This window comes from Cumulibacter soli, from assembly GCF_004382795.1.
Taxonomy (GTDB): domain Bacteria; phylum Actinomycetota; class Actinomycetes; order Mycobacteriales; family Antricoccaceae; genus Cumulibacter; species Cumulibacter soli.
In genome coordinates, this window is record NZ_SMSG01000011.1 from 1 (window position 1) to 24,436 (window position 24,436).

The following is a 24,436-nucleotide window of genomic DNA, read 5'->3' on the forward strand; positions in this document are numbered from 1 at the left end:
CTACAATCACCACAGGCACCACACCGCAATCGGAGCCCCACCAATGAGCAGACTCAACAACCTGCCTGGACATCACAGCTAGTCGCTGATCGCCATGTAGCGCAGGTTCGGGCGCCCGCTAGGCATTTGCATCACGCCCGACACGTTGTCCTGGAATCCGGCCGCCAGGTACGACATGCACACCGGAATCATGTGCGGCGGGTTCTCGACCCACGCGTCCATGAACTTCTCGTACGCCGGCGTCCGCTCCGCGGGATCCATCGACGCGGCGCCTTCGGTGGCGTACTCCATCAGTTCGGGGTACTCGGCACCGCCCGGGTTGAACAGCGCGGTCGGAGCCAGGTAGCGGCTCATGATCGCGTCCGGGTCGTTGATGCCGGTGTAGACCGAGGTGAACGTCGGCGTGACCTTGTCGATCGCGAACTCCTGCACCTGGGGTGTCGGAGGCTGCGCGTGGATCTCCATATTGATCCCGACCTCGGCCAGCTGCGCTTGGACCGCCTCGGCGAACTTCGTGTACAGCGTGACGTTCGGCGCGGCCGTGGTGATGTCCAGGTCGGTGACGCCCTTGTCCTCGAGGATTTTCTTCGCTTCTTCGGGGTCGTACGGGAAGATGTCGAGTCCGTCGCCGATCTTCTCGCTGTATCCGGGGCTGGCCGGCGGGAACGGCTGAATCTGCGGGATGCAGTACCCGTCGTACAGGCCCTCGGAGATCGCCTCCCGGTCGATCGCCATGTTTAGCGCCTTGCGGACTTCGGGGTCACCGAACGGCTCTTCGGCGGTGTTGACCATGAAGTACACGTAGATCGGGCTCGGCGCAGTGGTGACCTGCAGGTCCGCGTTGGAGACGGTATCGAGTTGGTCGGCGTTGATCTGGGCACCATTGAGTTCGCCGGACTGCAAGGCATTGAAGCGAGTCTGGTCGTCAGGCATGTAGTGGTACGTGCGGGTGGCGACGTTCTGCGCTTCCGGGTCCCAGTAATCGGGGGTCAGCTCATAATCGACCTTGCTGCCGGGATCAATCGCGGTCGTCACGTACGGGCCGATTCCTACCGGTTCGGTGTCGATCGTGCCGTCGGCGACAGCCTTGGGGGAGACCATCATGCCCGCGCGCCCGGCGAGCCCGGACACGAGCGAGCCAAGTCCGCCGGAAAGGTGCAGATCGAGGGTGTATTCGCCGGTGACCTCGACGGACTCGATCTGGTAGACCTCGCCGCTGATCCGGCTGTCTTCGGCCTTGTACCGCTCCAGGTTGAACTTGACGGCTTCGGCGTCGAACGGCTCTCCGTCCGAGAACTTCGCGCCCTCGATCAGTTTGAGCGACAGAGTTTTGTTGTCGTCCGAAGGTGTGAACTCCTCGGCGAGCATCGGGACCGGGATCCCGTCCTCCCCTTCGGCCAGCAGTCGGTCGTACACCGGTTCCATGAAGTTGATGTCACCGCCGGTGACGCTCTTGGCGGGGTCCCAACTGGACGCGAACGCCGTGTAGGCCCATTCGAAGTGGGCGTCCGGGTTGAAGTCGTCGGCGAGCGGAATCGAGTTGGGGTACTCCTCCAGGTCCTCCGATTTCTCTGCCGGGGCGTCGCCGCACCCGGCGAGCAGTAGACCGACCGCCATGATCCCGGCGGCGAACGTGAGCGACCTTCGCATGAGTCCTCCTTGCAAAAATGGACCCGCTCAATGGGGTATCCGGATGGGGGCGCCGCGGCGAATGTGGCGCGGGCCACCTCGCAGTATTGCCGTGCGTGCTCGCCGGGGGAAATGTATGGATTACTTGTTACATTATTGTGACCGCGACCACGTTTCCAGTCGCTGTGCGGTCGACCCGTAATTGGGGCTCGCCCGGCTTTAGCACTCTCGACGGTTGAGTGCTAACGTTGCGGTTGTCGGCCTCCAGGTGAGGCAGTACGACGTACGCCGCGTCCCGTGAGCGGATCTCACAGTTCGGGTGTGCGTGTCGGCTGTCGTCCGTCGCGGGCACCTATGGGGCGTGGCATAAATACTTCCCGTAATAAGGATGGATGCAGTCAATGGCGAAAATGATCGCATTTGACGAGGAGGCTCGTCGCGGCCTCGAGCGCGGCATGAACGCTCTTGCCGACGCCGTCAAGGTGACGCTCGGCCCGAAGGGCCGCAACGTCGTTCTCGACAAGAAGTGGGGCGCGCCCACCATCACCAACGATGGTGTGTCGATCGCCAAGGAGATCGAGCTCGAGGATCCGTACGAGAAGATCGGCGCCGAGCTCGTCAAGGAAGTTGCCAAGAAGACCGACGATGTTGCTGGTGACGGAACCACCACCGCGACCGTTCTGGCTCAGGCGCTCGTGCGTGAAGGTCTGCGCAACGTTGCCGCCGGCGCAAACCCGATGTCGCTGAAGAAGGGCATTGAGGCTGCGGTTGGCTCGGTCACCGAGAACCTCCTCGCGCAGGCCAAGGAGGTCGAGACCAAGGAGCAGATCGCCGCTACCGCTGGTATCTCGGCTGCTGACCCGGCCATCGGCGAGCTCATCGCCGAGGCGATGGACAAGGTCGGCAAGGAAGGTGTCATCACCGTCGAGGAGAGCAACACCTTCGGTCTTGAGCTCGAGCTCACCGAGGGTATGCGCTTCGACAAGGGCTACATCTCGGGCTACTTTGTCACCGACCCGGAGCGTATGGAGGCCGTCCTCGACGATCCGTACCTGCTCATCGTCGAGGGCAAGATTTCGAACGTCAAGGACCTGCTCCCGCTGCTGGAGAAGGTTATGCAGTCGGGTAAGCCGCTGGCGATCATCGCCGAGGACGTCGAGGGCGAAGCGCTGTCGACCCTCGTCGTCAACAAGATCCGCGGCACCTTCAAGTCGGTTGCTGTTAAGGCCCCCGGCTTCGGCGATCGCCGCAAGGCAATGCTGCAGGACATCGCGATCCTGACCGGTGGCCAGGTCATCTCTGAGACCGTTGGTCTGTCGCTGGAGACCGCTGGCCTCGAGTTGCTGGGCCGCGCACGCAAGGTCGTCATCACCAAGGACGAGACCACCGTTGTCGAGGGCGCCGGTGACGTCGACCAGATCAACGGTCGCGTAGCGCAGATCCGTGCCGAGATCGAGAACAGCGACTCCGACTACGACCGCGAGAAGCTGCAGGAGCGCCTGGCGAAGCTCGCCGGTGGCGTCGCCGTCATCAAGGCTGGCGCCGCGACTGAGGTTGAGCTCAAGGAGCGCAAGCACCGCATCGAGGACGCCGTTCGCAACGCGAAGGCAGCCGTCGAAGAGGGTGTCGTGCCTGGCGGTGGCGTCGCGCTGATCAACGCTGGTGCAACCGCGTTCGACGGCCTGAACCTGGCCGGCGATGAGGCCACTGGCGCGCAGATCGTCAAGGTTGCCATCGAGGCGCCGGTGAAGCAGATCGCCGTTAACGCTGGCCTCGAGGGTGGCGTTGTCGTGGAGAAGGTCAAGAGCCTCGAAATCGGCAACGGCCTGAACGCTGCGACCGGTGAGTACGTCGACATGCTGGCTGAAGGCATCATGGAGCCGGTCAAGGTGACTCGTTCCGCGCTGCAGAACGCCGCGTCGATCGCCGCGCTGTTCCTTACCACCGAGGCAGTCGTCGCCGACAAGCCGGAGAAGGCCGCTCCGGCCATGCCGGACGCCGGTGGCATGGGCGACATGGGCTTCTAAGTCCGCTCAGCAGTTACCAGTGGGCCCCGACCGCAAGGTCGGGGCCCACTGTCGTTCCGGGCGCTGGCCACTCGATCCGGCCTCGGCCCACTCGTGCCGGCGCTGGGTGCCACCTGATGCGCCCCGACAGGGGGGGCGATCTCGGGCCGGTAGCCATCTCCTCCGGCGTAGGCGGGCACCGATAATGTGAACGTATGGCGTTCACGGCGGCACTCGATATCGGCGGTACCAGCCTGGTGGCGGGGCTCGTCCGGCGCGATTTCGTCGTACAGCGCCGTCTCGAGCGACCGGCGCCTGCGGCTGCCGACGAGGTGATTTCGGCGTCCATCGCGCTGCTGGGCGAGGTGATCGGGGACGACAGCATTGACGCGATCGGTATCGGGTCGCCCGGCACTATCCATCCGATCGACGGTCTGGTTGTCGCCAGCGATAGCAAGCCTGAGTACGAAGGCGCCGCCATCGGCCCGCGGATCGGCGATCACTTCAATGTGCCGTACGCCGTGACCAACGATGTGAACGCCGCGGGTGTTGGGGAATTGGCTCATGGCGCCGCACAGGGCTTCTCGCGTGTTCTCGTGGTGAGCATCGGCACCGGAATCGGTGGTGCACTGCTGATCAACGGCCGGATCGAGGAAGGCTTGCACGGTACCGCGGGTGAGATCGGCCATCTCTTGGTCGGCGCTCACGGTGTGCACCCGTGCGGCTGTGGACGCAGCGACCATCTCGAGGCAGTGGCCAGCGGACCCGCCATTGAGGCGCGGTACGCCGCCGAGACCGGCGAGCAAGCGCTCTCGCTAGCGGCGCTGGCTGCGCGAGCCGAGGATGACGATCTGATTGCCGCGCGCGTGATCGACGATGCCGCGACCTGGCTTGGCCGCGCAGTGGCCGGCGTGGGTAACGCCCTCGACATTGATCTATTGCTGCTCACTGGCGGAGTGAGCGGGATCGGCCCGCGATACACCGACCGGGTGGCCCAGGCATTTCATGGCGAGGTGATGAAGCCGCTACGTGAGGTGCCGGTGCTGCTCGGCGCCCTGCGCGGCGATGCACCACTGATCGGCGCGGCGACGTATGTGCGCGCCCGTCTGGGGATCGACTGAGCGCTGGCACGTCGACTGAGCGCAGTACAGACATAAGGTCTCGACATGCGACTCTTCACGGCTATCACGCCACCGGCCGACATCATTGACGGGTTGGATGAGCGCCTGGACGTGCTGCGCGAGATCCGCACTGACCTGCGCTGGGTGCGCGCCGACAATCTGCATGTCACCGTGCGGTTTCTAGGCGAATGCGGTGAACGTGAAGCCGACCGCCAGATCGAGCATTGGCGTGATCGGTGCGCGCGGCTCGATCCCTTTGAGGTGCGCCTTCGCGGCGCCGGCTGCTTCCCGCACGTCTGGATGGCGAAAGTGCTGTACGCCGCCGTGGAGTGCGATGCGCGGTCCTGGACACGCTTGGCCCCGCTGCAGAGCACGCCTCATCTCACCGTCGCGCGCTCGCGTCAGCAGGTGGATCTGACGGGGGTCGTCGATGAACTTGCCGAGCTGACCAGCGCGCCGTGGTGTGTCGATCAGGTGTCGATGTTCCGCTCTTTCCTCGAACCTGGACGCGCTCCTCGGTATGTTCCGATAGAGACCTTCAGATTGGGAGGCTGCGATGGCGGCGCGGCATGATCACGGGGCCTACGGTCCGAAGTACGACACACCCGGTCAGCAGGGGGCAATTCCGACGAGCCCGCCAACCGCTCCGGGAGCGCCGACGGCGCCCGGGCGCCGAGGTAGCACCGAGCAAGCTGGATTGGTCGCCGGCGGGTCCGCGAGTGCGCCGCCGCACACGGGTGCCGAGAATCCGATGGCCTCGGCTCCGCATGTCGCCGCCGTTGGCGCGCGTCCGGTGCGTCGCGCGCCGTCGATCGCCGTCGGGCTGACCTTATTCGCCGTCTTACTGGGGGCGCTCGCGCTTATCTGGCCGACGAAGCGCGTGCGGCAGAGCATCGGGCCCGATTCCGATATGGAGGTGGTGTTCAGCTTCTGGATACATGGCGCGGCGTCCACGGAAACTCCGGATGGGACGCAGTCCGCATTGCTGCCGGTCGGTTTGATCCTGTTCATCCTGGTACTGGTGTGCGCGACGGGCGGTGCGATCGTGGCGTGGATCGGACGCAGCCTGCGCTGTGACGCGTTCGGAATGCTCTGCGCGGGAGCTCTCGGCGCAGTGTTCGCTGTGCCCAGCCTGATGGCGTTCGGGGACGCGACGTTCTCGGAGGATTCGGCAACGCAGGAATATGCCGCGGGTGTGTGGTTGGGGATTGCCTCCGGGGTCATCGCGTTGGCGGCCGCCGCGTTGTTCTTCATCCGTCTCGGAAGAGATGTTGAGGCTCGCATTCACAACTGAGCATCGGCGGCGGGCTCGCCAACGCGCAATCGAGCAGGCTTACTCGGAAGTTCAGACACCAAACGGGCAGTCAGGCCGGCGGCCTGACTGCCCGTTTGGTGTTGTTTGTGCGTTAGCTACTTCTGGTGCGGAGCGACGTACGCCTGGGCGTCCTCAGAGGAGAACAGGTCCGCAGCCACCGACAAGCCGTCGGGTGCCTCGGGGTCAGCGGCCAGGATGTAGGTCTCGCGGCTGGACGGTGCACCAGGAACGGTGAAGTCCAGTGCGCCACCAAGGCCCTGGGAGTCGACCTGGTCGACCTTGTCCTTGGCGGCCAGTAGACCGTCGCGGGTCAGGTCGCCGTCCTCGCACGCCTGCTCCAACACGGCCTGCCACGCGAGCGAGGTGACGTACTGCTGCATCACGCCGATGTTCGGGTCCTCGTCGGTCATCTCGGCGTACTTCTCGGCAACGTGCTCCGCCAGCGGATTGTCGGCGCCGAACGGTGCGACCGAGGAGATCAGATGGTAGTGCTTCAGGCCTTCGGTCACCGTCTCATCGTCGAACATGGTCGGCGAGAAGGTCGGGTTGCTACCGATGATCGGCACGTTGAGATTCTGTGCCACGTTCTGTACGGCGGTCGAGGACACCGCGGCCGGGGGCGTGGTGATCGCGATCGCGGTCACGCCCTGGGACTTCATCTTCGTGACGGTCGCGGTCATGTCGGTGTCAGTGCCACCGATCGGTGCCTCGACGATGTCCAGGCCGTGCTCCTTGGCGAAGTACTTCGAGCCCATCAGGCCGTTCTGCCCGTACTCGGAATCGGTATAGATGTGGCCGATCTTGTCGCCTTCGGCGATCTTGCCCTCGTCCATCAGCCAGGTGAGTCCGTTGATCATTTCGACGTCGTAGGTCTGGCCAACCATCATGACCTCGGGGGCATCCAGGTTCACCGACGCCCACGATCCGGGGGAAACGATCATCTTGTCCTGGATGACTCGAGTCTTGAGCGCGGCGAGGATCGGCGAGCCAACCATCTGGATGATGCCGACTGCGTCCGGCTTGATCTCTTCATACAGCGGCACGGCATTGTCGACCTCGTAGCCGGTGTCCTTCTCCAGGATCTCGATCTGGCGTCCGCAGATTCCGCCCTCGTCATTGACGTCATCAGCCCAAATGTTCTGACCGGCGGTGAACGCCAGAGAGAGCACCTTGAAAACACCGGAATGATCGGCCAGCGAGCCGAGCGTGATGGTGTCGTCGGTGACGCCGATGTCGGCCTTGACGTCGCCGCTGCCGCCGTTACCACCGCCGCCGTTGTCGTCGCTGGCTTTGGTCGAGCAACCGGTGATGGTCAGCGCGAGCGCCGTGATGCCTGCTGCCGCGACAGTGATCTTCTTCTGCATTGCTTCCCTGTTCTTTCTGGCCCAACTGGGTCATGTTCTCTTGGCGTGGAAAGGGATTCTCGCCGACTCTGATCTGCTGGCTGAAACTCCGCCAGCCTCGTTGACATCGGCGGCGCCGCCACCACCACCGGAGTCGTCCGGTGCTTTCGTGTCGCATCCAGCGAACGCGGCGCGAGCGAGACGACTCTGATCGTGCGACCTCTCACGCCACTCCTCTCCACGATGCTGGGCAACTGGAGAGTAACGAGATGGGCGTCACACGGATATCCAAATTGAACAATGGTTTACGTTCGTGTCAAAGTCGTAATCTTTCTAGGCCTGTAGGCCGCTGGCGGCCGCGATGCGCACACCTCACCACTATGTGGGATTGCCCGAGTTGAGGCGTGTGCGCCGGTGGCAGCGTGCGGGTCCGGTGCCGCCTTCGGCCGCAACCGCCGCAATTGACCGCATCGCTCCTCGCGATACAGAACGGTGGGGCCGCCCAGCACCTGCTGGACGGCCCCACCGTTACGCATATTCAGTTGTGTCAACGCTCGTGCTTACGGTTCTCGTCCATCCGGTGGAGCGTCATTCGACCCGCCATTCGAGTTCGCGGCGTTGCTCGACGTCGCCGCACCGTTTGACGCGTTCGCGTCGTCCTGAGCGGAGCCGGTAGCCGCACGCGAGGGCTTCTTGGAGAAGAGGCCCAGTAATCGGTCGCCTATACCGGCGAACCCTCGAGGTTCGAACATGATGATCAACACGATCAATGCACCGTAGATGAACGTCGCAATGACCGTCGGGGAGAACGCCGTACCGCTGGTCGCGGCTGCGCCGCCACTCTGCATCATGGCATTCAGAATCGGCGGCATGCCGAAGACGATGAACGCACCGATGACCGCGCCGAGCAGTGAGCCCATACCGCCGATCACGACCAGCGCGAGGTACGAGATCGACGTCAGTAGTGAGAACTTTCCTTGCTCAGCGGATTCGTCGGGGGTCAGCAGCTGCAGCTGCCAGACCGACATGACGCCAGCGAGTGCGGCGTACGACGAGGAGATAACGAACGCCATCATGCGGGTGCGCGGGACGTTCACGCCCATCACCGTGGCCATCGCGTCGTTATCGCGAACCGCGCGCCACGCACGACCGATTCGGCCGTTGATCGCGCCGCGAGCGAGCACGTAAGCGATACCCATCAGGATCGCGTACAGCCACCACAGCCGTTCGGACCGACCGATCTCGACGTTCATGACGAACAGGTCTGGTACACCCTCGGCCGGGTTCACGCTGAAGCCGAACAAGTTGAAGTCCGGTACCGCGCGACCAGAGGCGTGCCCAGCCAGCGACGGCAGCTTCTTCGACACGAAGAACATGATGTAGACCAGCGAGATGGACGCCAGACCGAGGTAAATGCCCTTCACGCGGCTAGAAATCGGCGCGAACAGCGCTCCGACGATGCCGCCGACGAGGATGGCCAGAATTAGCGCAACAATCGGCGGGAGGCCGAACCCGAAGTGCTGAAGTTCCTCGACGCCGTCGGTGTTCACCATGTAATCGGACTCGGCCGCGAACACCGTGTAGGAGATCGCGCCGATCAGCATGAACGCGGCGTTGGCCAGCGACAGCAGACCGGCCTGGCCGAGCAACATGGTCAGACCGAAGCCGCCGACTGCGGCCGCCATGACCGCCTGGCCGTTCGACAGGTCAGCGGGCAATAGGTATAGCGGCGCCATGAACATGACGATCGCGTAGATCAGCATGCCGATTGGCAGTCGCCAACGCCGCCAGGTGGATGGTGCTACGAGCTTCTTGACGTCCTCATCGGAGGACAGGTCGCCCAGGTCGGGAGTCGCGGTATTGGTATCAGACACGACGCTGCTCCACCTTTCCGAAGAGGCCAGAGGGCTTGAAGAACAAAACGAGGACCATCACGACGTACACGGCAACGGTCGCGAACAACTTGTCGACGTAGAACTCGCCGAACGAGTTGGTCAGGCCCACGATCACACCGCCGACGATGGAGCCCTCGATCGAGCTCAAACCACCGATGACGACGGCGGGGAATGCGACGAGCAGGATCGAGTGTGTCGTGGCTGAAAGGCCGGATCCTGCGAAGGACGGCGACGCGACGAAGAGCACCGCGACGCCGGCCAGCATGCCGCCGATAAACCAGGCCGACGCCGTCACGCGACCCGAGCGGATACCCATCAACGAAGCTGCTTCCTTGTTTTCCGACTGGGCGCGCATCGACGTGCCCCAGTTGGTCTTGCGGAAGATCGTGATGAAGACACCGATCAGAATCAACGCGGTGATGATGCTCGCCAGGTAGATGCCCTGGATGCTCACGGCGCCGATCTTGATCGGGGAGATTGATGGGAACAGGTTCGGATTATCCGACACGCCTAGTCGCCGGATGATCTCGGTGAACAAGATCGTATCCAGACCGATCGTCATAATCGCTAACGAGTCGTGTGCGGCCAGTTTGGCGTTATTGATGAGAACGCGCTCGATGATCAGCGCCAGTACGCCGGCGCACAGGATGCCGCCGATAGCGGCCGGGAACCAGCCGATGTGCGGTTCGAGCACGAACACCATGTATCCGCCGACGAGGGCGAGGGAGGCGTGCGCGAAGTTGATGACCTCGGTGGCCTTGTAGATCAACACGAAGCCCAGCGCGAGCAGCGCGTACACCGCGCCGCGGCCGAGGCCGGTGATGAGGACCTGAAGGAATGTGCTCATCGGTCAGCCTCGCCTTCGAGGGTGGCAGAAAGGTTCACGTCATCCGTTTCTGTGGAGTCGACCTCGTCCTCCTCGGCACCGAGGTACGCGCGGATAACGGCTGGGTCGTTCTGGACTTCCGAGGGGACGCCGTCCGCGATGCGCTTGCCGAAGTCAAGGACCGTGATGTGGTCGGCGACGCCCATGACGAGGCTCATGTCGTGTTCCACGAGCATGATCGAGACGCCGATTTCGTCGCGGACGTCCTCGATGAGGTCGGCGAGTTCGGCGGTCTCCGAACTGTTCATACCCGCGGCGGGCTCGTCCAGCATCAGCAACTTCGGCTCGGTAGCCAACGCGCGCGCGATATCGACACGCTTCTGGTTGCCGTACGAGAGCACGCCGGCGGCATCATCGAGGTGGTCGGCAATGCCGAGGAACTCGCAGATTGCGGCGGCGCGTTCTTTATGTCGCCGCTCTTCCTTCATGGTCCACGGCAGCCGTAGCGCGGATGAGAAGAATCCGCCCTTCGTCAGGTGGTAGCGCCCGAGCATCACGTTGTCGAGCACCGTGGAGGTGGGCGACAGCGAGAGGTTTTGGAAGGCGCGCCCGATTCCGACGCCGGCGATCTTGCTCGGGTGCAACCCGGTAAGGGTGTGCTCGCCGAACTTCACGCTGCCGGTCTTGACCTTGTACACGCCGGTAATCGCGTTGAAGCAGGTCGACTTGCCGGCGCCGTTCGGGCCGATGAGCGCGTGAATGGTGCCTGGCTGGATGGTGAAACTGGCGTGATCGAGGGCGACGATACCGCCGAAGTGCACGCTGACGTCGTCGACCACCAGCGGCGGTACGCCGAGGGCCTTGGTGGCCTCGCGCGTTGCGCTGCTGATCGTCGGATCGAGCTGGCTCTGTGCTGACATGGGTTCTTTCTCGGTCATCCGGCCCACACCCCGAGCTTGCGGCGAGGCGGCCGGTTCTTGATGCGCTGCTCGGCAGCTTCGGTCTCCTCGCTGCTGCCGTGCCCGCCCAGATACAGCTGCTGGACGTCTTCTGAATTAGCCAGGTCGGCAGACTTGCCCTGCAGCGCGAGGTGGCCGACCTCGAGTACGACGGCCCGGTGCGAGACGCGTAGCGCCATCGCCGCGTTCTGCTCCACGAGCAGGATCGATGTGCCGTACTCCTCGTTGATCATCGTGACGATCTGTCCGATCCGGGTGATCAGCTGCGGGGCCAGACCCAGCGAGGGCTCATCGAGCAGCAGCACCTTGGGCTCGGTCATCATCGCGCGACCGATGGCGAGCATCTGCTGCTCACCGCCGGACAGCAGGCCAGCTGGCTGCTTGGAACGCTCCTGAAGGCGGGGGAACAGCGAGTAGACCCGGTCGCGGGCCGTATCGCGGCGTTTTGGATTCGCGGTCAGACCGCCGGCTCGGAGGTTCTCGTCGACGCTCATGCGCCCGAAGATCTGACGGCCCTCGGGGACCTGAATAACCTGGTGCTCGACGATACGGGCGGGATCCATGCGATCGATCCGTTGGCCGTCGAACGAGACGCTGCCCGAGGTGATCGTGCCGCGGTGCAACTTCAGCGTCGCCGAGATAGCGCGCAGCAACGTTGACTTGCCAGCTCCGTTTCCGCCGAGAACACAGACCACCTCGCCCTCGGGCACGTCGAAACTCACGTTGCGCAGGGCCTGGACTGACCTGCCGTAGCGCACGGAGACGTCATTGATGCTTAGCACGGGCCTCCCCCGATTGGTTCCGATCGCTTACCGCGCGACCGGGTAGGTGATGTTGTCGGATTAACTGAGCCCCAGTGGAGGACTGGGGCTCAAAGAATAGTGGCTTACGCCACCACCGCGTGACCAGTATCCGGTCGACATCGCTGTCAAATTTCACCGTTCCGATATCTGAGCCGGGAACCACCCAGCACGCGGTGCGCATAGCGTACAGATCGATTCGTGCAGGGTCACCCGTGACGCCGAATGTCTCAAAATTTGGGACGAGTGACCACGGAGTACGGTCGCCCGGCCGGAGACGGTGTTGCGGATACGCGCCGCGATAAGGTAGCAATATGGGGTTGTACGTCGATCGCCCGATCTGGCCGTGGCGAGACAGAATGTGGGCGCATTTGATCGCCGACAGCACCTTCGATGAGTTACACACCGCCGCCCGTGCGCTCAACATCCCGGAGCAGGCATTTGACGGGGACCACTACGACATCCCCGAGGATCGCTGGGAAGAGGTCGTGGCGTACGGTGCCGTGCCGGTCTCCTCCCGCGACATCGTTCGGCTGCTGCGGACCGCGGGGCTGCGGGCGCCCAAGCACCTGCGCTAGTCGTCGCCGGGTGGCTCTGCCGCGTCGTACACCGTGAGCTCGGCCGTCAGGTTCGTGCGCGCCGGATCTTCCAGATGGCGAAACGCTGGATGTTGAAACAGCCGCTCATGCTCGAGTAGATCGCGCAGGACGCTGCTGCGGCCTGCGCGGAAGTCGTCATCGCCGACGTGCGAATACTCGGCGCGTACTGCTTCGACGTACCGCAGGTAGATCGCGGGCGACTGGCCGAGAATCGCGAGGTCGGCGTCCAATAGCAGGGCAGCTTCGTCGTCGGGCGGGTCCGCGTGCTCCGCGGTGAGTAGAACGAGGTTGGCAACCCGGTCCGTGGCGTCCGCTTTGCCGAGTCTGGTGAGCGATTCGCGCGCGAGGTCGGCGCTGTCGGCTTCGTTGGTGGACGACGTGGGGTCGTAGATCGCATCGTGGTACCACGCCGCCAGCATCGTGTGCGGGTGCGCATTTTGCGCCGCCAGTAACTCGAGCATGAGCAACAGATGTTCCAGATTGTGATACGCGCGATGCGGTTCGCTCCAGCGCTCGATCAGATCACTCCACTCTGCGCGCGCGAGTTCATCATCACCGGCGTACGGTGTCCAGAGGTCCAGCAGGCGTGTCGACTCCATGCGACGATGGTAGGCAGGGAATAGACGCCGCGTGGCTGGTGTTGAGTCGGTGAGGTAATCATGCGAGGGAGGCGAGAACGGTGACTTTCGAGTATGCGTTCAGCCGTCGTCACGTGGACCTACTGCGGGTGAGCAGCGCTCTCTGTTGCTAGCGGACGCGTCCGGTTCTCGGGCGCAGACGAACTCAGATTCGCACCCAACAGAGGACTGCCATGACCCCCGTTTCCGACCATGAGGTGTGGGCGCAGATTCAGCGTGAAGCTGCTCGGGACGCCCACGAAGAGCCCGTTCTGCGCGCGCACCTGACCAAATTGATTCTGCGGCACGACTCGCTGCCCGCAGCGCTCGCGGCCGTGCTCGGCGCGAAACTCGCCGCCGCGTACGTATCGGCTGAACAGATCGCCGCGCTGACCCGCGAGGCGTTCGCTGATCCCGAACTCGAGCGTGCGCTCATCGCCGATCTTCAAGCGGTAGCCACTCGTGATCCGGCATGCCGCGGTTATAGTTCGCCGCTGCTGCACTTCAAGGGCTTTCAGGCGCTCCAGGCGTACCGCGTCGCGCATTCGCTGCTGCTGAGTGGACGTGAGTCACTTGCGTCCTACCTGCAGGGGCGCATTTCCGAAGTCTTCGCGGTCGACATCCACCCCGCGGCGCGGATCGGTAAGGGCATCATGTTCGACCACGCCACCAGCGTCGTCATCGGCGCGACGGCCGTCGTCGACGACGACTTCTCCATGTTGCACGAGGTCACCCTCGGTGGCACGGGCAAGGAGGACGGCGATCGCCACCCGAAGATCGGGCGGGGCGTGATGATCGGCGCCGGCGCCAAGGTGCTCGGCAACATCAAGGTCGGCGATGGTGCCAAGATCGGTGCGGGCAGTGTCGTACTGGATCCGGTTCCGCCGCACGTCACGGTTGCCGGTATCCCGGCCAAGCCGGTCAGCTTCCCGGCGCACTCGTTCCCGGCATTGGAGATGGACCAGTCCTTCGATGGCGAGCGTGACCTGGTTGACTCGCTGGCCCGGTGGGAGAGCGAAGCCGAATCCGAGTCCGAACGCGCTTGAATTAGTCCCCGCGCGGTCGTCGAGCGCATCTCAATCGGTCATCGCCCGAGGGAGCACGGTGGGCGACTGCGCGGGTCGCGACTGTCGGTGAACCACCTTGCTGCCTTGTGCGGCGTTCGGTTGGTCGATGACGGGCCTGTTAATCGTCGTCGCGATCGAGCTCGGCTGACAGATCGGCGGCGAGATCTGCGTCAAAATCGCTGTTCGCCAACGGTAGCGGTCCGGCGATCACGTCATCAGCGTCCACGATGGTGTACGCGTAACCCTGCTCGGCCAAGAACCGCTGGCGGTGCGCGGCGTAATCGGCGTCGATCGTGTCCCGGCTGATGACCGTGTAGAAATGGGCCTGTTTGCCGTCGGCCTTCGGCCGCAGGACTCGTCCCAGCCGCTGCGCTTCCTCCTGCCGAGATCCGAACGTTCCGGAGATCTGAATCGCGACCGACGCCTCTGGCAGATCGATGGAGAAGTTCGCGACCTTGCTGACCACCAGGACTCGTAACTCGCCGGTGCGGAATTGGTCGAATAGCCTCTCGCGTTCCTTGTTCGGTGTTTTGCCCTGGATGATGGGTACGCCGCCGAGGTGTTCGGCGACTTCGTCGAGTTGGTCCAGGTAGGCACCGATAACCAGTGTCTGCTCTTCGGCGTGCTTTTCTACCAGTTTCTTGACCACCGGGAGTTTGGTGCGCGCGGTCGCCGCCAGTCGATACTTCTCCTCGGCTTCGGCAGTCGCGTACGCCATCCGCTCGGCGTCGGTGAGCGTCACTCGCACTTCTCCGCAAACGGCGGGTGCGATCCAGCCCTGCGCCTCGATGTCCTTCCACGGTGCGTCGTACCGCTTGGGCCCAATCAGGGAGAACACATCGCCCTCGCGGCCGTCCTCGCGCACGAGGGTCGCGGTGAGTCCGAGTCGTCGGCGTGACTGCAGATCAGCCGTGAGCCGGAAGATCGGTGCGGGCAGCAAATGGACCTCGTCGTACACCACGAGTCCCCAGTCGCGCGAGTCGAACAGATCCAAGTGCATGTACTGGCCTTTGCGGCGCGTGGTCATGATCTGATACGTCGCAATCGTCACCGGCCGGATCTCGCGCTTCTCGCCGGAGTACTCACCGATCTCTTCTTCGGTCAGTGAGGTGCGTTCGATGAGCTCTCGTTTCCATTGCCGCCCGGCGACGGTGTTGGTGACCAGGATGAGCGTCGTTGCCTTCGCTTGAGCCATCGCTGCGGCACCGACCATCGTCTTGCCAGCGCCGCAGGGGAGTACGACGACTCCCGAGCCGCCGGCCCAGAAGCCATCGACTGCCTGCTGTTGGTAATCGCGCAGCGACCAGTCGTCCTGCACGAGTTCGATCGGGTGTGCTTCGCCGTCGACGTACCCGGCGTGGTCCTCTGCGGGCCAACCGATCTTCAGCAGGGCTTGTTTGAGGCGGCCGCGCTCGGACGGATGTACCGAGACGATGTCCTCGTCGATCCGGGCGCCGATCATCGGCTGGATCTTCTTGTTGCGTAGCACCTCTTCGAGGACGGCGCGATCAGTCGTTTGTAGTACCAGCCCGTGTGAGGGGTGCTTCTGCAATTGCAGCCGACCGTAGCGATCCATCGTCTCGGCGATGTCTACCAGCAGCGACTGCGGGACCGGGAATCGAGAGAAGCGAACCAGGGCGTCGACCACCCGCTCGGCGTCGTGACCGGCGGCTCGTGCGTTCCACAGGCCGAGCGGCGTCAGTCGGTAGGTGTGCACGTGTTCGGGAGAGCGTTCTAATTCGGCGAACGCAGCGATCTCCAATCGACACGCCTGCGCCTGCTCGTGGTCGATTTCCAGCAACAACGTCTTGTCGGACTGGACGATCAGCGGTCCACCGGTCATCGGCGCATCCTCTCGGGTCGGGCTGCAATCCACCAGGATAATCCGCATTCGGCGCGGGCGCCGCCGGAGCCAAACTCGGGGCAGGCGACAAATTACTACGGCGTGTAGTATCTACTACCGACCGTAGTAAGCAGGCTTGTCTTACCGGGAGTTCGCATGGACGCGACCGACCTCGCGCGTTGGCAGTTCGCCATCACCACCGTCTATCACTTCTTATTCGTGCCGGTGACGATCGGCCTGTCGGCGATCGTGGCCTACTACCACGCTCGGTGGGTGCGTAAACGGGACGAGGACGCGCTACGACTCTCGAAGTTCTTCGGCAAACTCTTCACGATCAACTTCGCGCTCGGCCTCGTTACCGGCATCGTCCAGGAGTTCCAGTTCGGAATGAACTGGTCGGACTACAGCCGATTCGTTGGCGACGTGTTTGGCGCGCCGCTGGCGCTCGAGGCGTTGCTCGCATTCTTCCTCGAATCCACCTTCCTTGGCCTGTGGATCTTTGGGTGGGGACGTATCCCGGAGCGCCTGCATGCCGCTTGCATGTGGATTGTGCATATCGGCACTCTCTTGTCGGCGTACTTCATCTTGTCGGCCAACTCATTCATGCAGAATCCCGTCGGCTATCGGCTGAATGAGACCACCCGTCGCGCCGAGATGACCGACTTCGTGGCGATACTGACCAACAAGGTTCAGCTCGTCACCTTCCCGCACGTCGCGTTCGCGTCGTACATGGTCGGTGGTGCCGTCGTCATGGGCGTTGGGCTGTGGAAAGCGAGGCGGGGAATCCTCGACGCGGCGCAGAATCCCGAGTCCACAGGACAAGACTCACGCGCGGATTCCAGCGTCGAGAACGCATCGCTGGCGGATGTCCCGATCTACCGACGCGCGGCACGCACCGGTGCGCTGGTCTGCCTGGTCGCCAGTGTCGGCATCATCGTCACTGGAGACATCCAGGGCAAAATTATGACTGACGTCCAGCCAATGAAGATGGCTGCGGCCGAGGCACACTACGAAACCTCGACGACCGCGCCGTTCTCGGTATTCTCCACCGGTGACCTCAACGGCGAGAACGCCGTGCATTGGATTCAGGTTCACGGACTACTGAGCTACCTGGGCAAGGGCGACTGGAACGCCGAGATCGAAGGTATATATGACCTTCGCGAGCAGTACATTGAGCAGTACGGCGGAGATCCGGACTCGCGCACCTACGATGCGACGTACACGCCGAACATCCCGATGTCCTACTGGTCGTTCCGACTGATGATGGGCCTGGGGTTCGCCACGACCGCCGCCTCGGCGCTGGTGTTGTGGGTGACGCGAAAAGGTGCCCTACCCCCGACTGGCCGAATGATCGGCGCGATCGCTGTACTGACGCCGTTCGCGCCAATATTCGCTAATAGCTTCGGGTGGATCTTCACCGAGATGGGGCGTCAGCCGTGGGTGGTCTACGGCGTGTTCACCACGCAATCGGGTGTATCGCCGGGAACGACCGCCACCGAGGTGCTCATCTCGATGGGCGTCTACACCGTGCTCTACGCCGTCCTCGCCGCCATCGAACTGAAACTGTTCCGGGATTACGTACGCAAGGGCCTCGAGCCGTTTACCGAACCGGCGAAACCCAACGACGCGGACGACGACGCCCCGCTCGCGTTCGCCTACTGAGCAACGCCCACTAGGAAAGGAATCCAGATGGATCTCGTCACCGTGTGGTTCTTGATCATTGGCGTGCTGTGGACCGGTTATTTCGTTCTCGAAGGGTTCGACTTCGGCGTCGGCATGCTGCTTCCGGTGCTCGGTCGTGGACGCGATGAGCACGAGCGGAATCAGCGACGGCGAGTCCTGCTGAATACGATCGGTCCGGTCTGGGATGGCAACGAGGTGTGGTTGCTGACGGCTGCAGGTGCGATGTTTGCCGCGTTTCCGGAGTGGTACGCGACGCTGTTCAGCGGCTTCTATCTGCCATTGCTGCTCATTCTCGCCGCGCTGATCATCCGAAACGTGGGCATCGACTACCGGCACAAGCGAGACGGGGTGCGATGGCGCGCGCGATGGGACGCCGCGATCATTGTTGGGTCCTATGTGCCCGCCCTGCTGTGGGGTGTCGCGCTCACCAATATCGTCGCGGGGGTTCCCCTCGATGCGGACCACGAATACGTGGGCGGTCTGCTTACTCTGTTCAACCCGTTGGCCCTGCTGGGCGGTGTTACGTTCGCGGTGGCGTTCGTCGCCCACGGTGCGCTGTTCGTGGCGCTGAAGACGACCGGGGAAATTCGTCATGACGCTCGTCGGATCGCCAGTAAGTTCGGCCTCCTGGCACTCACGCTGGCCAGCTTCCTGCTCGTCTGGCTCGGCCTGCGCACTGGTACGACCGCCAGTTGGGTCCTGAGCGGCATCGTCGTCCTCGCGTTGATGGCCGGTATTTTCTACAACGCCCGCGGCCGTGAGGGTCGAGGATTCGCCAGCATGTTCGCGGCCATCGGTTTGGTTGTGGCGGCGTACTTCACGATGCTGTTTCCCGACGTCATGCCCAGCGCACCGAATCCGCAGTGGTCGCTCAGCGCGGCCGACGCAGCGAGTACGCCGTACACGCTGCAGATCATGACCTGGGTTGCGGTGGTCTTCGCGCCGGTCGTAGTGCTGTACCAATCGTGGACGTATTGGGTGTTTCGTAAACGGATCGGCACCCAGCACATCCCGGCTGCGACAGGACCGGTGGGAGAATGAAACCATTCGATCCGCGGTTGTTGCGTGCAGCCCCCGAAGTCCGTGGCCCGCTGATTGGGCTCGGCGCAATCGCTGTCCTGCAAGGAATCGCGACGATCGCGACAGCATTTGCGCTCGCGTCGTTGCTGAGCGCCGTCGTGCGAGGAGAGTCCGCTGATCGAGTTGTCCTCGCGGCAGCTGTAGCAGCTGGCGCGTTCGCTGCCCGGGCCCTGTGCGGCGGCGCCCAGGAGTGGGCCGGGGCGCGAGCGGGTGCCACGGTGCAGACGCGACTACGCTGGCGGCTGCTCGCGGCGTGGCTGAGCAGTCCCGCAAGCACCCCCTCGGGCGCTGGCGAAGCAGCGACGTTGGCGAGTCAGGCGCCGACGTCACTCGAGCCGTACGTCGCCCGGTATCTCCCCGCTCTCGTCGGCGCCGCGACCGTGCCGATACTAACGATCATCACGCTCGCGTTCGTGGATCTGCCCAGCGCGGGAATCGTCGCGTTTACGGTGCCGCTGCTTCCTCTCTTCGCCGCGATCATCGGGATGCGAACCCGCGATCACACTCAGGCGCGGTGGCAAACGCTGCGCGATCTTGCCGGGCACTACCAGGATGTCGTCCAAGGGCTGCCAACCCTCGTCGGGTACGGACGGGCGCGCCGCCAGGTCGAAACTATCCGCACGGTCAGCGACCGGCACCGCCGCGCCAGCGTGCGCACGTTGCGGATCGCATTCATGTCCTCGGCCGCCCTCGAACTGTTGGCCACGATCTGTGTGGCGATTGTCGCTGTCACCGTGGGGCTGCGGCTGGTGTACGGGCACCTCGATCTGGAGGTGGGGCTGTTAGCGATTCTGCTTGCTCCCGAGGCGTACTGGCCGGTGCGCCGGGTCGGGACCGAGTTCCACGCAGCTGCCGATGGCGCCGTCGCCATCGAAGACATCCTTCGTCACATCGACGATCAGCCGAGGGCCGAGGCTCGACGCGAGGGCACATCGACACTGCGCGCAACGGATATCGCCTATGCATATCCGGGATCGGTGAGGCAGGTGTTCACCGCGATCAACGTCGACATCGGCTGTGGGCTGTTGGCGATCACCGGCCCCTCGGGGAGCGGGAAGACGACGCTTTTGGAGGTGCTCGCTGGCCTGCGTGAACCAGAAAGTGGTGCTATCAGTCGAGGCGGTGAGGTGCACCTGGTGACGCAACGACCGTTCCTTTGGTCGGGAACGCTGCGCGAGAACCTGCTTCTCGGTACCCCCGTAGCGCGACGAGATCAACTGGATCACGTGATCGATCGAGTCGACCTCGCGACGCTTATCGCGGCGTTGCCGGATGGGCTCGACACGATCATCGGTGATGACGGATTCGGGCTGTCCGCAGGGCAGCGCACCCGCGTCGTGATGGCCCGTGCGCTGCTATCCGCGGCTCCCGTCCTACTGCTCGATGAGCCGAGTGCCCACCTTGACCCGGGTTCGCTAGATCTCGTGCACGCGATCATCGCCGAGGCGGCGGAAACTCGGACCGTCGTTGTCGCGACGCACCATCCAGATCTGGTGGCGCGCGCCGACGCGCGGTTGGATCTCGCGTTGACGACACGCGAACTAGACCGTGTATGAGGACATGATGATGACCGATACGCCACGCGATGTCACGACCTACCTGCGGTCAGTGAGTCGTGACCCGCGTCAATGGCCTCCGTCGATCCTCGCGGCGATGGCAGCCATATCGGGGATCGCTCTCACCGCGACATCGGGATGGTTGATCGTGCGGGCCGCCCAACAGCCGCCGATTCTGACCCTGATGGTCGCGATCGTGGGGGTGCGGGCGTTTGGGATGGCGCGGGTCGCTTTCGGGTACGCCTCGCGCGTGACCTCCCACGACGCGGCGCTGGCACAGTTGGCGCGCGCCCGCGCATGGATGTATCAACGACTTGTCCCGCTCACTCCAGCCAGACTCGGCCAGCGCAACCGAGCAGCGATCCTCGCCGGCGCGGTGGACGATCTGAGTGAGGTCAGTGACGCATCGGTGCGGGTGAGCGTGCCGATACGCGCTGCGGTCATCGCCGCGCTCGCGGCGCTCGCGCTGACGAGCGTGCTGTTGCCGCAGGCGGGGCTAGCGCTCGCTGTGTTTCTCATGGCCGCGGCAATGCTGTTGAGCCTCGTCGGTCGAACGCAGCGCAGTAGCCAAAGTGAACTCATCACCGCCAGGTACGCCGTTCGCCGCCGATCCAGTCTGATTGCGGCGCACTCCGGTGAACTGGCGGCCATCGGCGGGCGGGACGCCGCACTGCAACTACTCGAGGATGCCCAACGGGGCCTCGAAGCGGCGCTTGGTAGGCAAGGACGCCTTCAAGCGTTGACAGCTGCGGGCATTCTGCTTCTGACGGGTATCGCGACCGCGGCCACTGCGCTGATTTTGCGCGATGCCGACCTGCACATCGAGATCAAAGCGCTTCTGCTCCTCGTGCCGGTGGCGTTCGTGGACACGCTTGGCGGGCTATCGGAGGCCATGACGGCCCGCGCACAGACGGCAGCCAGTGCGCGTCAACTCGCGGATCTACTACAGCTTCCTCCGGCCGTCGCGGACGTCGATGATGACGACGCCGCAGTCAACGACGGCGCACCGCACCTCCACCTGTCGGGTGTGACCGCGGCCTGGTCGGACCACGCCCGAACCGCGGTCGGTCCGATCGACCTGGACCTGCCGCCCGGCAGCAAGGTCGCGATAACCGGCGAAAACGGCTCCGGGAAATCGACGCTATTGGCGCTGCTGGCCCGCCACCTGGATCCCCGCGATGGGCGCATCGAGATCGATGGGGTGGACGTGCGCACCATGTCGATCGACCGCGTGCGCGCCCAGATCGCTGTGGTGGACGATGAACCGCACATTTTCGCCACCTCCGTTCGCGAGAACTTGCGCATCGCGCTTCCGAACCACGCGCGATCAGGCGGTGATGGGCCGCTCGTCGCTGGATTGCGTCTGGCCGGGCTCGGCGACTGGCTCGCGCAGTTGCCCGCAGGACTGGACACCCGGCTGGGATTCGGCGGCCGTGGTGTATCTGGGGGAGAACGCGCGAGGCTCGCGATTGCGCGCGCTCTCATCGCGGACCGGCCGGTGATCCTGCTAGATGAGGCCACCGCGCACCTTGATCTGTCCACGGCCGAGGCGGTGTTGGCGGACCTATTCGCCGCCGCCGAGGACCGGACCGTGGTGATGGTGACGCATCGCGAACACGGACTCCACCACGTTGATCGTGTGCTGGAACTCGCCGGTCCGGCATATTCCGTAGGCTAGTGGTGCCAGCGGTGCGAAGGAGGTCGATGATGCCACGTCCGGTGGGACACCAACTCGGCGAACTCGAACGTGCCGCAATGGACATCCTGTGGGATGGCCCAGCTGACGGAATGCTGGTGCGCGAAGTTCTGGAGCGGCTCACCGGCCGCGAACTCGCCTACACGACGGTGATGACCGTGATGAGTCGACTGGCCGACAAGGGCTTCCTGCGTCGTCAACGCGAGGGGCGGGCGTGGCGCTATCTGCCGACACAGTCCAGGGGGCAGGTGTCCGCGCGCGCGATGCGTGGTCCGCTGGACGACCTCGATCGCGACGAACGCCGCGTGGCAATCCTGCACTTCCTCGACGAGGCGTCACCGGCCGAACTCGACGAGTTGCGCACCGCGCTGGCGGACGTCGAACGTCGCGCGGCCGTCGAAGAGTGACCCGAGCATGTACGGCCTGGCGCTGGCGGCGCTCGCGGTAGTGCTGATCGCTCTCGCCCCGCGCGTGATGGCGCGACGGGTCGGTTTTCGGCGCGCTCCCATGCCTGCCCTCCTCGCCTGGCAAGCGGTTGCGCTCGCCGGTGTCGCCGCGGCCCTGGCGGCGGCGCCGGTCGCCGTCGCGGAACTAGGGCCGGCGAACGGGACCTTTCGGCCGGCCGCCGACGTCCTGGCCGTTGCTGTCAGCGGGCTCGTGCTGATCTCGTTGCTGGTGAATGGGCACCTCGTCGGTACGCGACTGCGCGCCGCACGCCGGCGACACCGCGAATTGATTGAACTAGTTGGCCGCGATGAAGTTCTCGCCGGCGGTGGATACCGGGTGCTGCCACACGAGACCCCGACCGTGTACTGCGTACCGGGCCGACGTGGGCGCGTCGTGCTCACCGACGGGACGCTCAGCCGGCTCAGCGCCCCAGAACTGCAGGCCGTTCTCGAGCACGAGCGGACCCACCTACATCAGCGACACGACCTGGTTCTGGAGTTTTTCAGCGTGCTGCATCGCGCAGCGCCGCCACCGATTCGCGCGCCGCAAGCGTTGCGTGAAGTCGAACTACTCATCGAGGTGCTCGCCGACCGCGCCGCTCGTCGGGACGTTGGCACCGTGCCACTCGCCAGGGCGCTCGTGGCACTGGCGCAGGCCCCGAGCTCTGACGCCGGCGACGAACACGCACCGAGCGGCGACACTGAGCGGCGCGGTGTCGCGAGCGGGACCGAAACGCCGACCGCGGCACTGCCCGGGACGCCGACCGCGGCACCGCCGGGGACGCCGAGGCCGGCATCGGGTGACGGCGCCACCATCACGCGGATGCGACTGCTCACCGCGAGCGCGTCCCCGCGCGGTCTCGACGCGCTGATGTACGCCTTCTCTGTCGCCGTGCTTGCCGCTCCTGCGGTGCTGATCGCGCTGGCGATCGCTGCCTGAACCCGCCGTGGCGACGAAAAGTAGGCTATCGGTCATGCGCCGACAGCACTCCGCATTAGCGATCGCAGGCGGAGCAATGCTCACGGCGCTACTCGTGGGCTGCGGCTCGGCCAGTGCGCCAGGGCCCAGCACACCGCCGGGACGGTCGCCGGTCAGTAACGAGTACGCCGCGGTGTGTACTGAAGTCCTCAATGAGCGTGACCCGGACGTGTTCAACGCGGCGGAATCAGCGCTGGTCGAAGTACTGGCCGCTGCCATGGGTGGCGATTCGCCAAACGAGAGCGACCTGCTTGGTTGGAGCGAGGATCTCGAGAACGGCGTCGCGCAATTCCTGGCAGAACTGGAAACCCTGGAGGACGCCGATGACTCGGCGGCATGGCTCGAGGTCGTGAGCCCACTGCAACTGCGGGTCGAGCGTTACCAAATGTTCGCCGATCTGGCCGGTGAAACCTGGCCCCTGGATTCCTACGAGCACACCGCGCCACCGCAGCCCGGTGATGAGTACACCGCCGCGCTCGTGGAACTGGACCTCGCTGGGCGCGACTGTGAGAGTCTCGCCGCCGAGCCCGGGCCGCCGCCGAAGCATCACGACTTCGTCGCCACGGTCGCGATGACCTGCGCCGCTATCGTCGAGCGGCGCGGGGAACTCGACTATGAGTCGTTCGCTGACGTCAATTTCGACCTCGTGGTGCAGGTGCTTGAGGATGAGCCGATCGATGTCGATGATCAGGCCACCGATGCGCTCGAGGCGTTGCGCGCGGAATGGGCAACGACCGCCAGCGACCTGGAGTCGATTAACGCATCGCCGCCGGATCCGGCCGCGTGGGAGGCAGCACAGAAGTATGCCGCTGAAAAGGAAGCGGTGTATGCGAAGCGACTCGACGCGCTCGGTTCGGGCGATCCGGCGCAGATTTCCGAGGCGTTCGCGCCTGGCAGCGGCACGAGTGCGGGATGGAACTGGGAACCGCTGGGACTGAGCCTGCGAGATTGCCGCAGCATCCAGGCCTAGTGGCCG

Annotated in this window: 22 protein-coding genes; 14 read left to right on the forward strand and 8 right to left on the reverse strand. The window is 64.4% G+C overall.

The window, feature by feature from the left end:
- Positions 1 to 78: 78 nt before the first annotated feature.
- On the reverse strand, positions 79 to 1,650 hold the full coding sequence (locus E1H16_RS17730; protein ID WP_134325263.1) for an ABC transporter substrate-binding protein: 1,572 nt from the start codon (positions 1,648 to 1,650) through the stop codon (positions 79 to 81).
- A gap of 380 nt (positions 1,651 to 2,030) precedes the next feature.
- Here E1H16_RS17730 and groL point away from each other — a divergent pair, with 380 nt between their 5' ends.
- From groL to E1H16_RS17750, 4 genes are all read left to right on the forward strand, one after another.
- A complete protein-coding gene (gene groL / locus E1H16_RS17735) occupies positions 2,031 to 3,656 on the forward strand; it encodes a chaperonin GroEL (RefSeq protein ID WP_134325264.1) in 1,626 nt (541 codons plus the stop codon).
- 194 nt (positions 3,657 to 3,850) lie between these two features.
- Positions 3,851 to 4,756, forward strand: a complete 906-nt coding sequence (locus E1H16_RS17740) for an ROK family protein (protein WP_134325265.1) — start codon at positions 3,851 to 3,853, stop codon at positions 4,754 to 4,756.
- 45 nt (positions 4,757 to 4,801) lie between these two features.
- Positions 4,802 to 5,329: an RNA 2',3'-cyclic phosphodiesterase gene (gene thpR, locus E1H16_RS17745; RefSeq protein ID WP_134325266.1), complete on the forward strand. Its 528-nt coding sequence runs from the start codon at positions 4,802 to 4,804 to the stop codon at positions 5,327 to 5,329.
- On the forward strand, positions 5,313 to 6,050 hold the full coding sequence (locus tag E1H16_RS17750) for a hypothetical protein (protein ID WP_134325267.1): 738 nt from the start codon (positions 5,313 to 5,315) through the stop codon (positions 6,048 to 6,050). The genes thpR and E1H16_RS17750 overlap by 17 nt, the downstream gene beginning before the upstream one ends.
- 116 nt (positions 6,051 to 6,166) lie before the next feature.
- Here the strand turns inward: E1H16_RS17750 and E1H16_RS17755 are convergent, their stop codons facing one another.
- The 5 genes from E1H16_RS17755 to E1H16_RS17775 all read right to left on the reverse strand — a co-directional run bounded on the left by E1H16_RS17755 (position 6,167) and on the right by E1H16_RS17775 (position 11,876).
- Complete coding sequence (locus E1H16_RS17755; RefSeq protein ID WP_134325268.1) at positions 6,167 to 7,435, reverse strand: ABC transporter substrate-binding protein; 1,269 nt, start codon at positions 7,433 to 7,435, stop codon at positions 6,167 to 6,169.
- Positions 7,436 to 7,974: 539 nt separating this feature from the next.
- Complete coding sequence (locus tag E1H16_RS17760; RefSeq protein WP_134325269.1) at positions 7,975 to 9,288, reverse strand: branched-chain amino acid ABC transporter permease; 1,314 nt, start codon at positions 9,286 to 9,288, stop codon at positions 7,975 to 7,977.
- Positions 9,281 to 10,156, reverse strand: coding sequence for a branched-chain amino acid ABC transporter permease (locus E1H16_RS17765; protein ID WP_134325270.1), 876 nt, complete (start codon positions 10,154 to 10,156; stop codon positions 9,281 to 9,283). The genes E1H16_RS17760 and E1H16_RS17765 overlap by 8 nt, the downstream gene beginning before the upstream one ends.
- Positions 10,153 to 11,073 (reverse strand): ABC transporter ATP-binding protein, encoded by a 921-nt coding sequence (locus tag E1H16_RS17770; RefSeq protein ID WP_243837892.1) that lies wholly within the window; start codon positions 11,071 to 11,073, stop codon positions 10,153 to 10,155. Before E1H16_RS17770 ends, E1H16_RS17765 begins: the two co-directional genes overlap by 4 nt.
- Positions 11,070 to 11,876 (reverse strand): ABC transporter ATP-binding protein, encoded by an 807-nt coding sequence (locus E1H16_RS17775; RefSeq protein WP_134325271.1) that lies wholly within the window; start codon positions 11,874 to 11,876, stop codon positions 11,070 to 11,072. The genes E1H16_RS17770 and E1H16_RS17775 overlap by 4 nt, the downstream gene beginning before the upstream one ends.
- Before the next feature lie 332 nt (positions 11,877 to 12,208).
- On the opposite strand from E1H16_RS17775, the gene E1H16_RS17780 reads away from it, so the two are divergent.
- Positions 12,209 to 12,472, forward strand: a complete 264-nt coding sequence (locus E1H16_RS17780; RefSeq protein WP_134325272.1) for a DUF4031 domain-containing protein — start codon at positions 12,209 to 12,211, stop codon at positions 12,470 to 12,472.
- Here the strand turns inward: E1H16_RS17780 and E1H16_RS17785 are convergent.
- Complete coding sequence (locus tag E1H16_RS17785) at positions 12,469 to 13,092, reverse strand: HD domain-containing protein (protein ID WP_134325273.1); 624 nt, start codon at positions 13,090 to 13,092, stop codon at positions 12,469 to 12,471. The two genes, E1H16_RS17780 and E1H16_RS17785, sit on opposite strands and share 4 nt — an antisense overlap.
- A gap of 80 nt (positions 13,093 to 13,172) precedes the next feature.
- On the opposite strand from E1H16_RS17785, the gene E1H16_RS19085 reads away from it, so the two are divergent.
- The gene (locus E1H16_RS19085) at positions 13,173 to 13,244 is read left to right on the forward strand and encodes a putative leader peptide (RefSeq protein ID WP_424948530.1); all 72 of its coding nucleotides are present in this window, start codon (positions 13,173 to 13,175) and stop codon (positions 13,242 to 13,244) included.
- A gap of 60 nt (positions 13,245 to 13,304) precedes the next feature.
- Positions 13,305 to 14,156, forward strand: a complete 852-nt coding sequence (gene cysE / locus E1H16_RS17790; RefSeq protein WP_134325274.1) for a serine O-acetyltransferase — start codon at positions 13,305 to 13,307, stop codon at positions 14,154 to 14,156.
- A 139-nt stretch (positions 14,157 to 14,295) separates the two neighbouring features.
- Here the strand turns inward: cysE and E1H16_RS17795 are convergent, their stop codons facing one another.
- Positions 14,296 to 16,020 carry a DNA repair helicase XPB gene (locus E1H16_RS17795; protein ID WP_134325275.1) on the reverse strand — a complete coding sequence of 575 codons (1,725 nt, stop codon included), beginning with the start codon at positions 16,018 to 16,020 and terminating at the stop codon, positions 14,296 to 14,298.
- A 156-nt stretch (positions 16,021 to 16,176) separates the two neighbouring features.
- Between E1H16_RS17795 and E1H16_RS17800 the strand changes: the two genes are divergently transcribed.
- Genes E1H16_RS17800 through E1H16_RS17830 form a run of 7 tightly spaced genes read left to right on the forward strand, consistent with a single transcriptional unit; the run spans position 16,177 to position 24,430 of the window.
- Positions 16,177 to 17,682: a cytochrome ubiquinol oxidase subunit I gene (locus E1H16_RS17800; protein WP_134325276.1), complete on the forward strand. Its 1,506-nt coding sequence runs from the start codon at positions 16,177 to 16,179 to the stop codon at positions 17,680 to 17,682.
- Between the two features lie 27 nt (positions 17,683 to 17,709).
- A complete protein-coding gene (gene cydB, locus E1H16_RS17805; RefSeq protein WP_134325277.1) occupies positions 17,710 to 18,744 on the forward strand; it encodes a cytochrome d ubiquinol oxidase subunit II in 1,035 nt (344 codons plus the stop codon).
- Positions 18,741 to 20,339, forward strand: coding sequence for a thiol reductant ABC exporter subunit CydD (gene cydD / locus E1H16_RS17810; protein WP_134325278.1), 1,599 nt, complete (start codon positions 18,741 to 18,743; stop codon positions 20,337 to 20,339). The genes cydB and cydD overlap by 4 nt, the downstream gene beginning before the upstream one ends.
- Before the next feature lie 10 nt (positions 20,340 to 20,349).
- A complete protein-coding gene (gene cydC, locus E1H16_RS17815) occupies positions 20,350 to 22,017 on the forward strand; it encodes a thiol reductant ABC exporter subunit CydC (protein WP_166741834.1) in 1,668 nt (555 codons plus the stop codon).
- A 26-nt stretch (positions 22,018 to 22,043) separates the two neighbouring features.
- Positions 22,044 to 22,442 (forward strand): BlaI/MecI/CopY family transcriptional regulator, encoded by a 399-nt coding sequence (locus E1H16_RS17820; RefSeq protein ID WP_208379153.1) that lies wholly within the window; start codon positions 22,044 to 22,046, stop codon positions 22,440 to 22,442.
- Positions 22,443 to 22,449: 7 nt separating this feature from the next.
- Positions 22,450 to 23,421 carry a M56 family metallopeptidase gene (locus tag E1H16_RS17825; RefSeq protein WP_134325280.1) on the forward strand — a complete coding sequence of 324 codons (972 nt, stop codon included), beginning with the start codon at positions 22,450 to 22,452 and terminating at the stop codon, positions 23,419 to 23,421.
- A 34-nt stretch (positions 23,422 to 23,455) separates the two neighbouring features.
- Positions 23,456 to 24,430, forward strand: a complete 975-nt coding sequence (locus tag E1H16_RS17830; protein ID WP_134325281.1) for a hypothetical protein — start codon at positions 23,456 to 23,458, stop codon at positions 24,428 to 24,430.
- The last annotated feature ends 6 nt before the right edge of the window (positions 24,431 to 24,436 follow it).

Bases quoted from the DNA above. Each gene is read 5' to 3' on its own strand.
- E1H16_RS17755 (WP_134325268.1), bottom strand. From the start codon at position 7,435: ATGCAGAAGAAGATCACTGTCGCGGCAGCAGGCATCACGGCGCTCGCG.
- E1H16_RS17825 (WP_134325280.1), top strand. From the start codon at position 22,450: ATGTACGGCCTGGCGCTGGCGGCGCTCGCGGTAGTGCTGATCGCTCTC.
- E1H16_RS17740 (WP_134325265.1), top strand. From the start codon at position 3,851: ATGGCGTTCACGGCGGCACTCGATATCGGCGGTACCAGCCTGGTGGCG.
- E1H16_RS17765 (WP_134325270.1), bottom strand. From the start codon at position 10,156: ATGAGCACATTCCTTCAGGTCCTCATCACCGGCCTCGGCCGCGGCGCG.
- groL (WP_134325264.1), top strand. From the start codon at position 2,031: ATGGCGAAAATGATCGCATTTGACGAGGAGGCTCGTCGCGGCCTCGAG.
- cydD (WP_134325278.1), top strand. From the start codon at position 18,741: ATGAAACCATTCGATCCGCGGTTGTTGCGTGCAGCCCCCGAAGTCCGT.
- E1H16_RS17800 (WP_134325276.1), top strand. From the start codon at position 16,177: ATGGACGCGACCGACCTCGCGCGTTGGCAGTTCGCCATCACCACCGTC.
- cydC (WP_166741834.1), top strand. From the start codon at position 20,350: ATGACCGATACGCCACGCGATGTCACGACCTACCTGCGGTCAGTGAGT.
- thpR (WP_134325266.1), top strand. From the start codon at position 4,802: ATGCGACTCTTCACGGCTATCACGCCACCGGCCGACATCATTGACGGG.
- E1H16_RS17780 (WP_134325272.1), top strand. From the start codon at position 12,209: ATGGGGTTGTACGTCGATCGCCCGATCTGGCCGTGGCGAGACAGAATG.
- cysE (WP_134325274.1), top strand. From the start codon at position 13,305: ATGACCCCCGTTTCCGACCATGAGGTGTGGGCGCAGATTCAGCGTGAA.
- E1H16_RS17820 (WP_208379153.1), top strand. From the start codon at position 22,044: ATGATGCCACGTCCGGTGGGACACCAACTCGGCGAACTCGAACGTGCC.
- E1H16_RS17830 (WP_134325281.1), top strand. From the start codon at position 23,456: ATGCGCCGACAGCACTCCGCATTAGCGATCGCAGGCGGAGCAATGCTC.
- E1H16_RS17785 (WP_134325273.1), bottom strand. From the start codon at position 13,092: ATGGAGTCGACACGCCTGCTGGACCTCTGGACACCGTACGCCGGTGAT.
- E1H16_RS17770 (WP_243837892.1), bottom strand. From the start codon at position 11,073: ATGACCGAGAAAGAACCCATGTCAGCACAGAGCCAGCTCGATCCGACG.
- cydB (WP_134325277.1), top strand. From the start codon at position 17,710: ATGGATCTCGTCACCGTGTGGTTCTTGATCATTGGCGTGCTGTGGACC.
- E1H16_RS17795 (WP_134325275.1), bottom strand. From the start codon at position 16,020: ATGACCGGTGGACCGCTGATCGTCCAGTCCGACAAGACGTTGTTGCTG.
- E1H16_RS17750 (WP_134325267.1), top strand. From the start codon at position 5,313: ATGGCGGCGCGGCATGATCACGGGGCCTACGGTCCGAAGTACGACACA.
- E1H16_RS17730 (WP_134325263.1), bottom strand. From the start codon at position 1,650: ATGCGAAGGTCGCTCACGTTCGCCGCCGGGATCATGGCGGTCGGTCTA.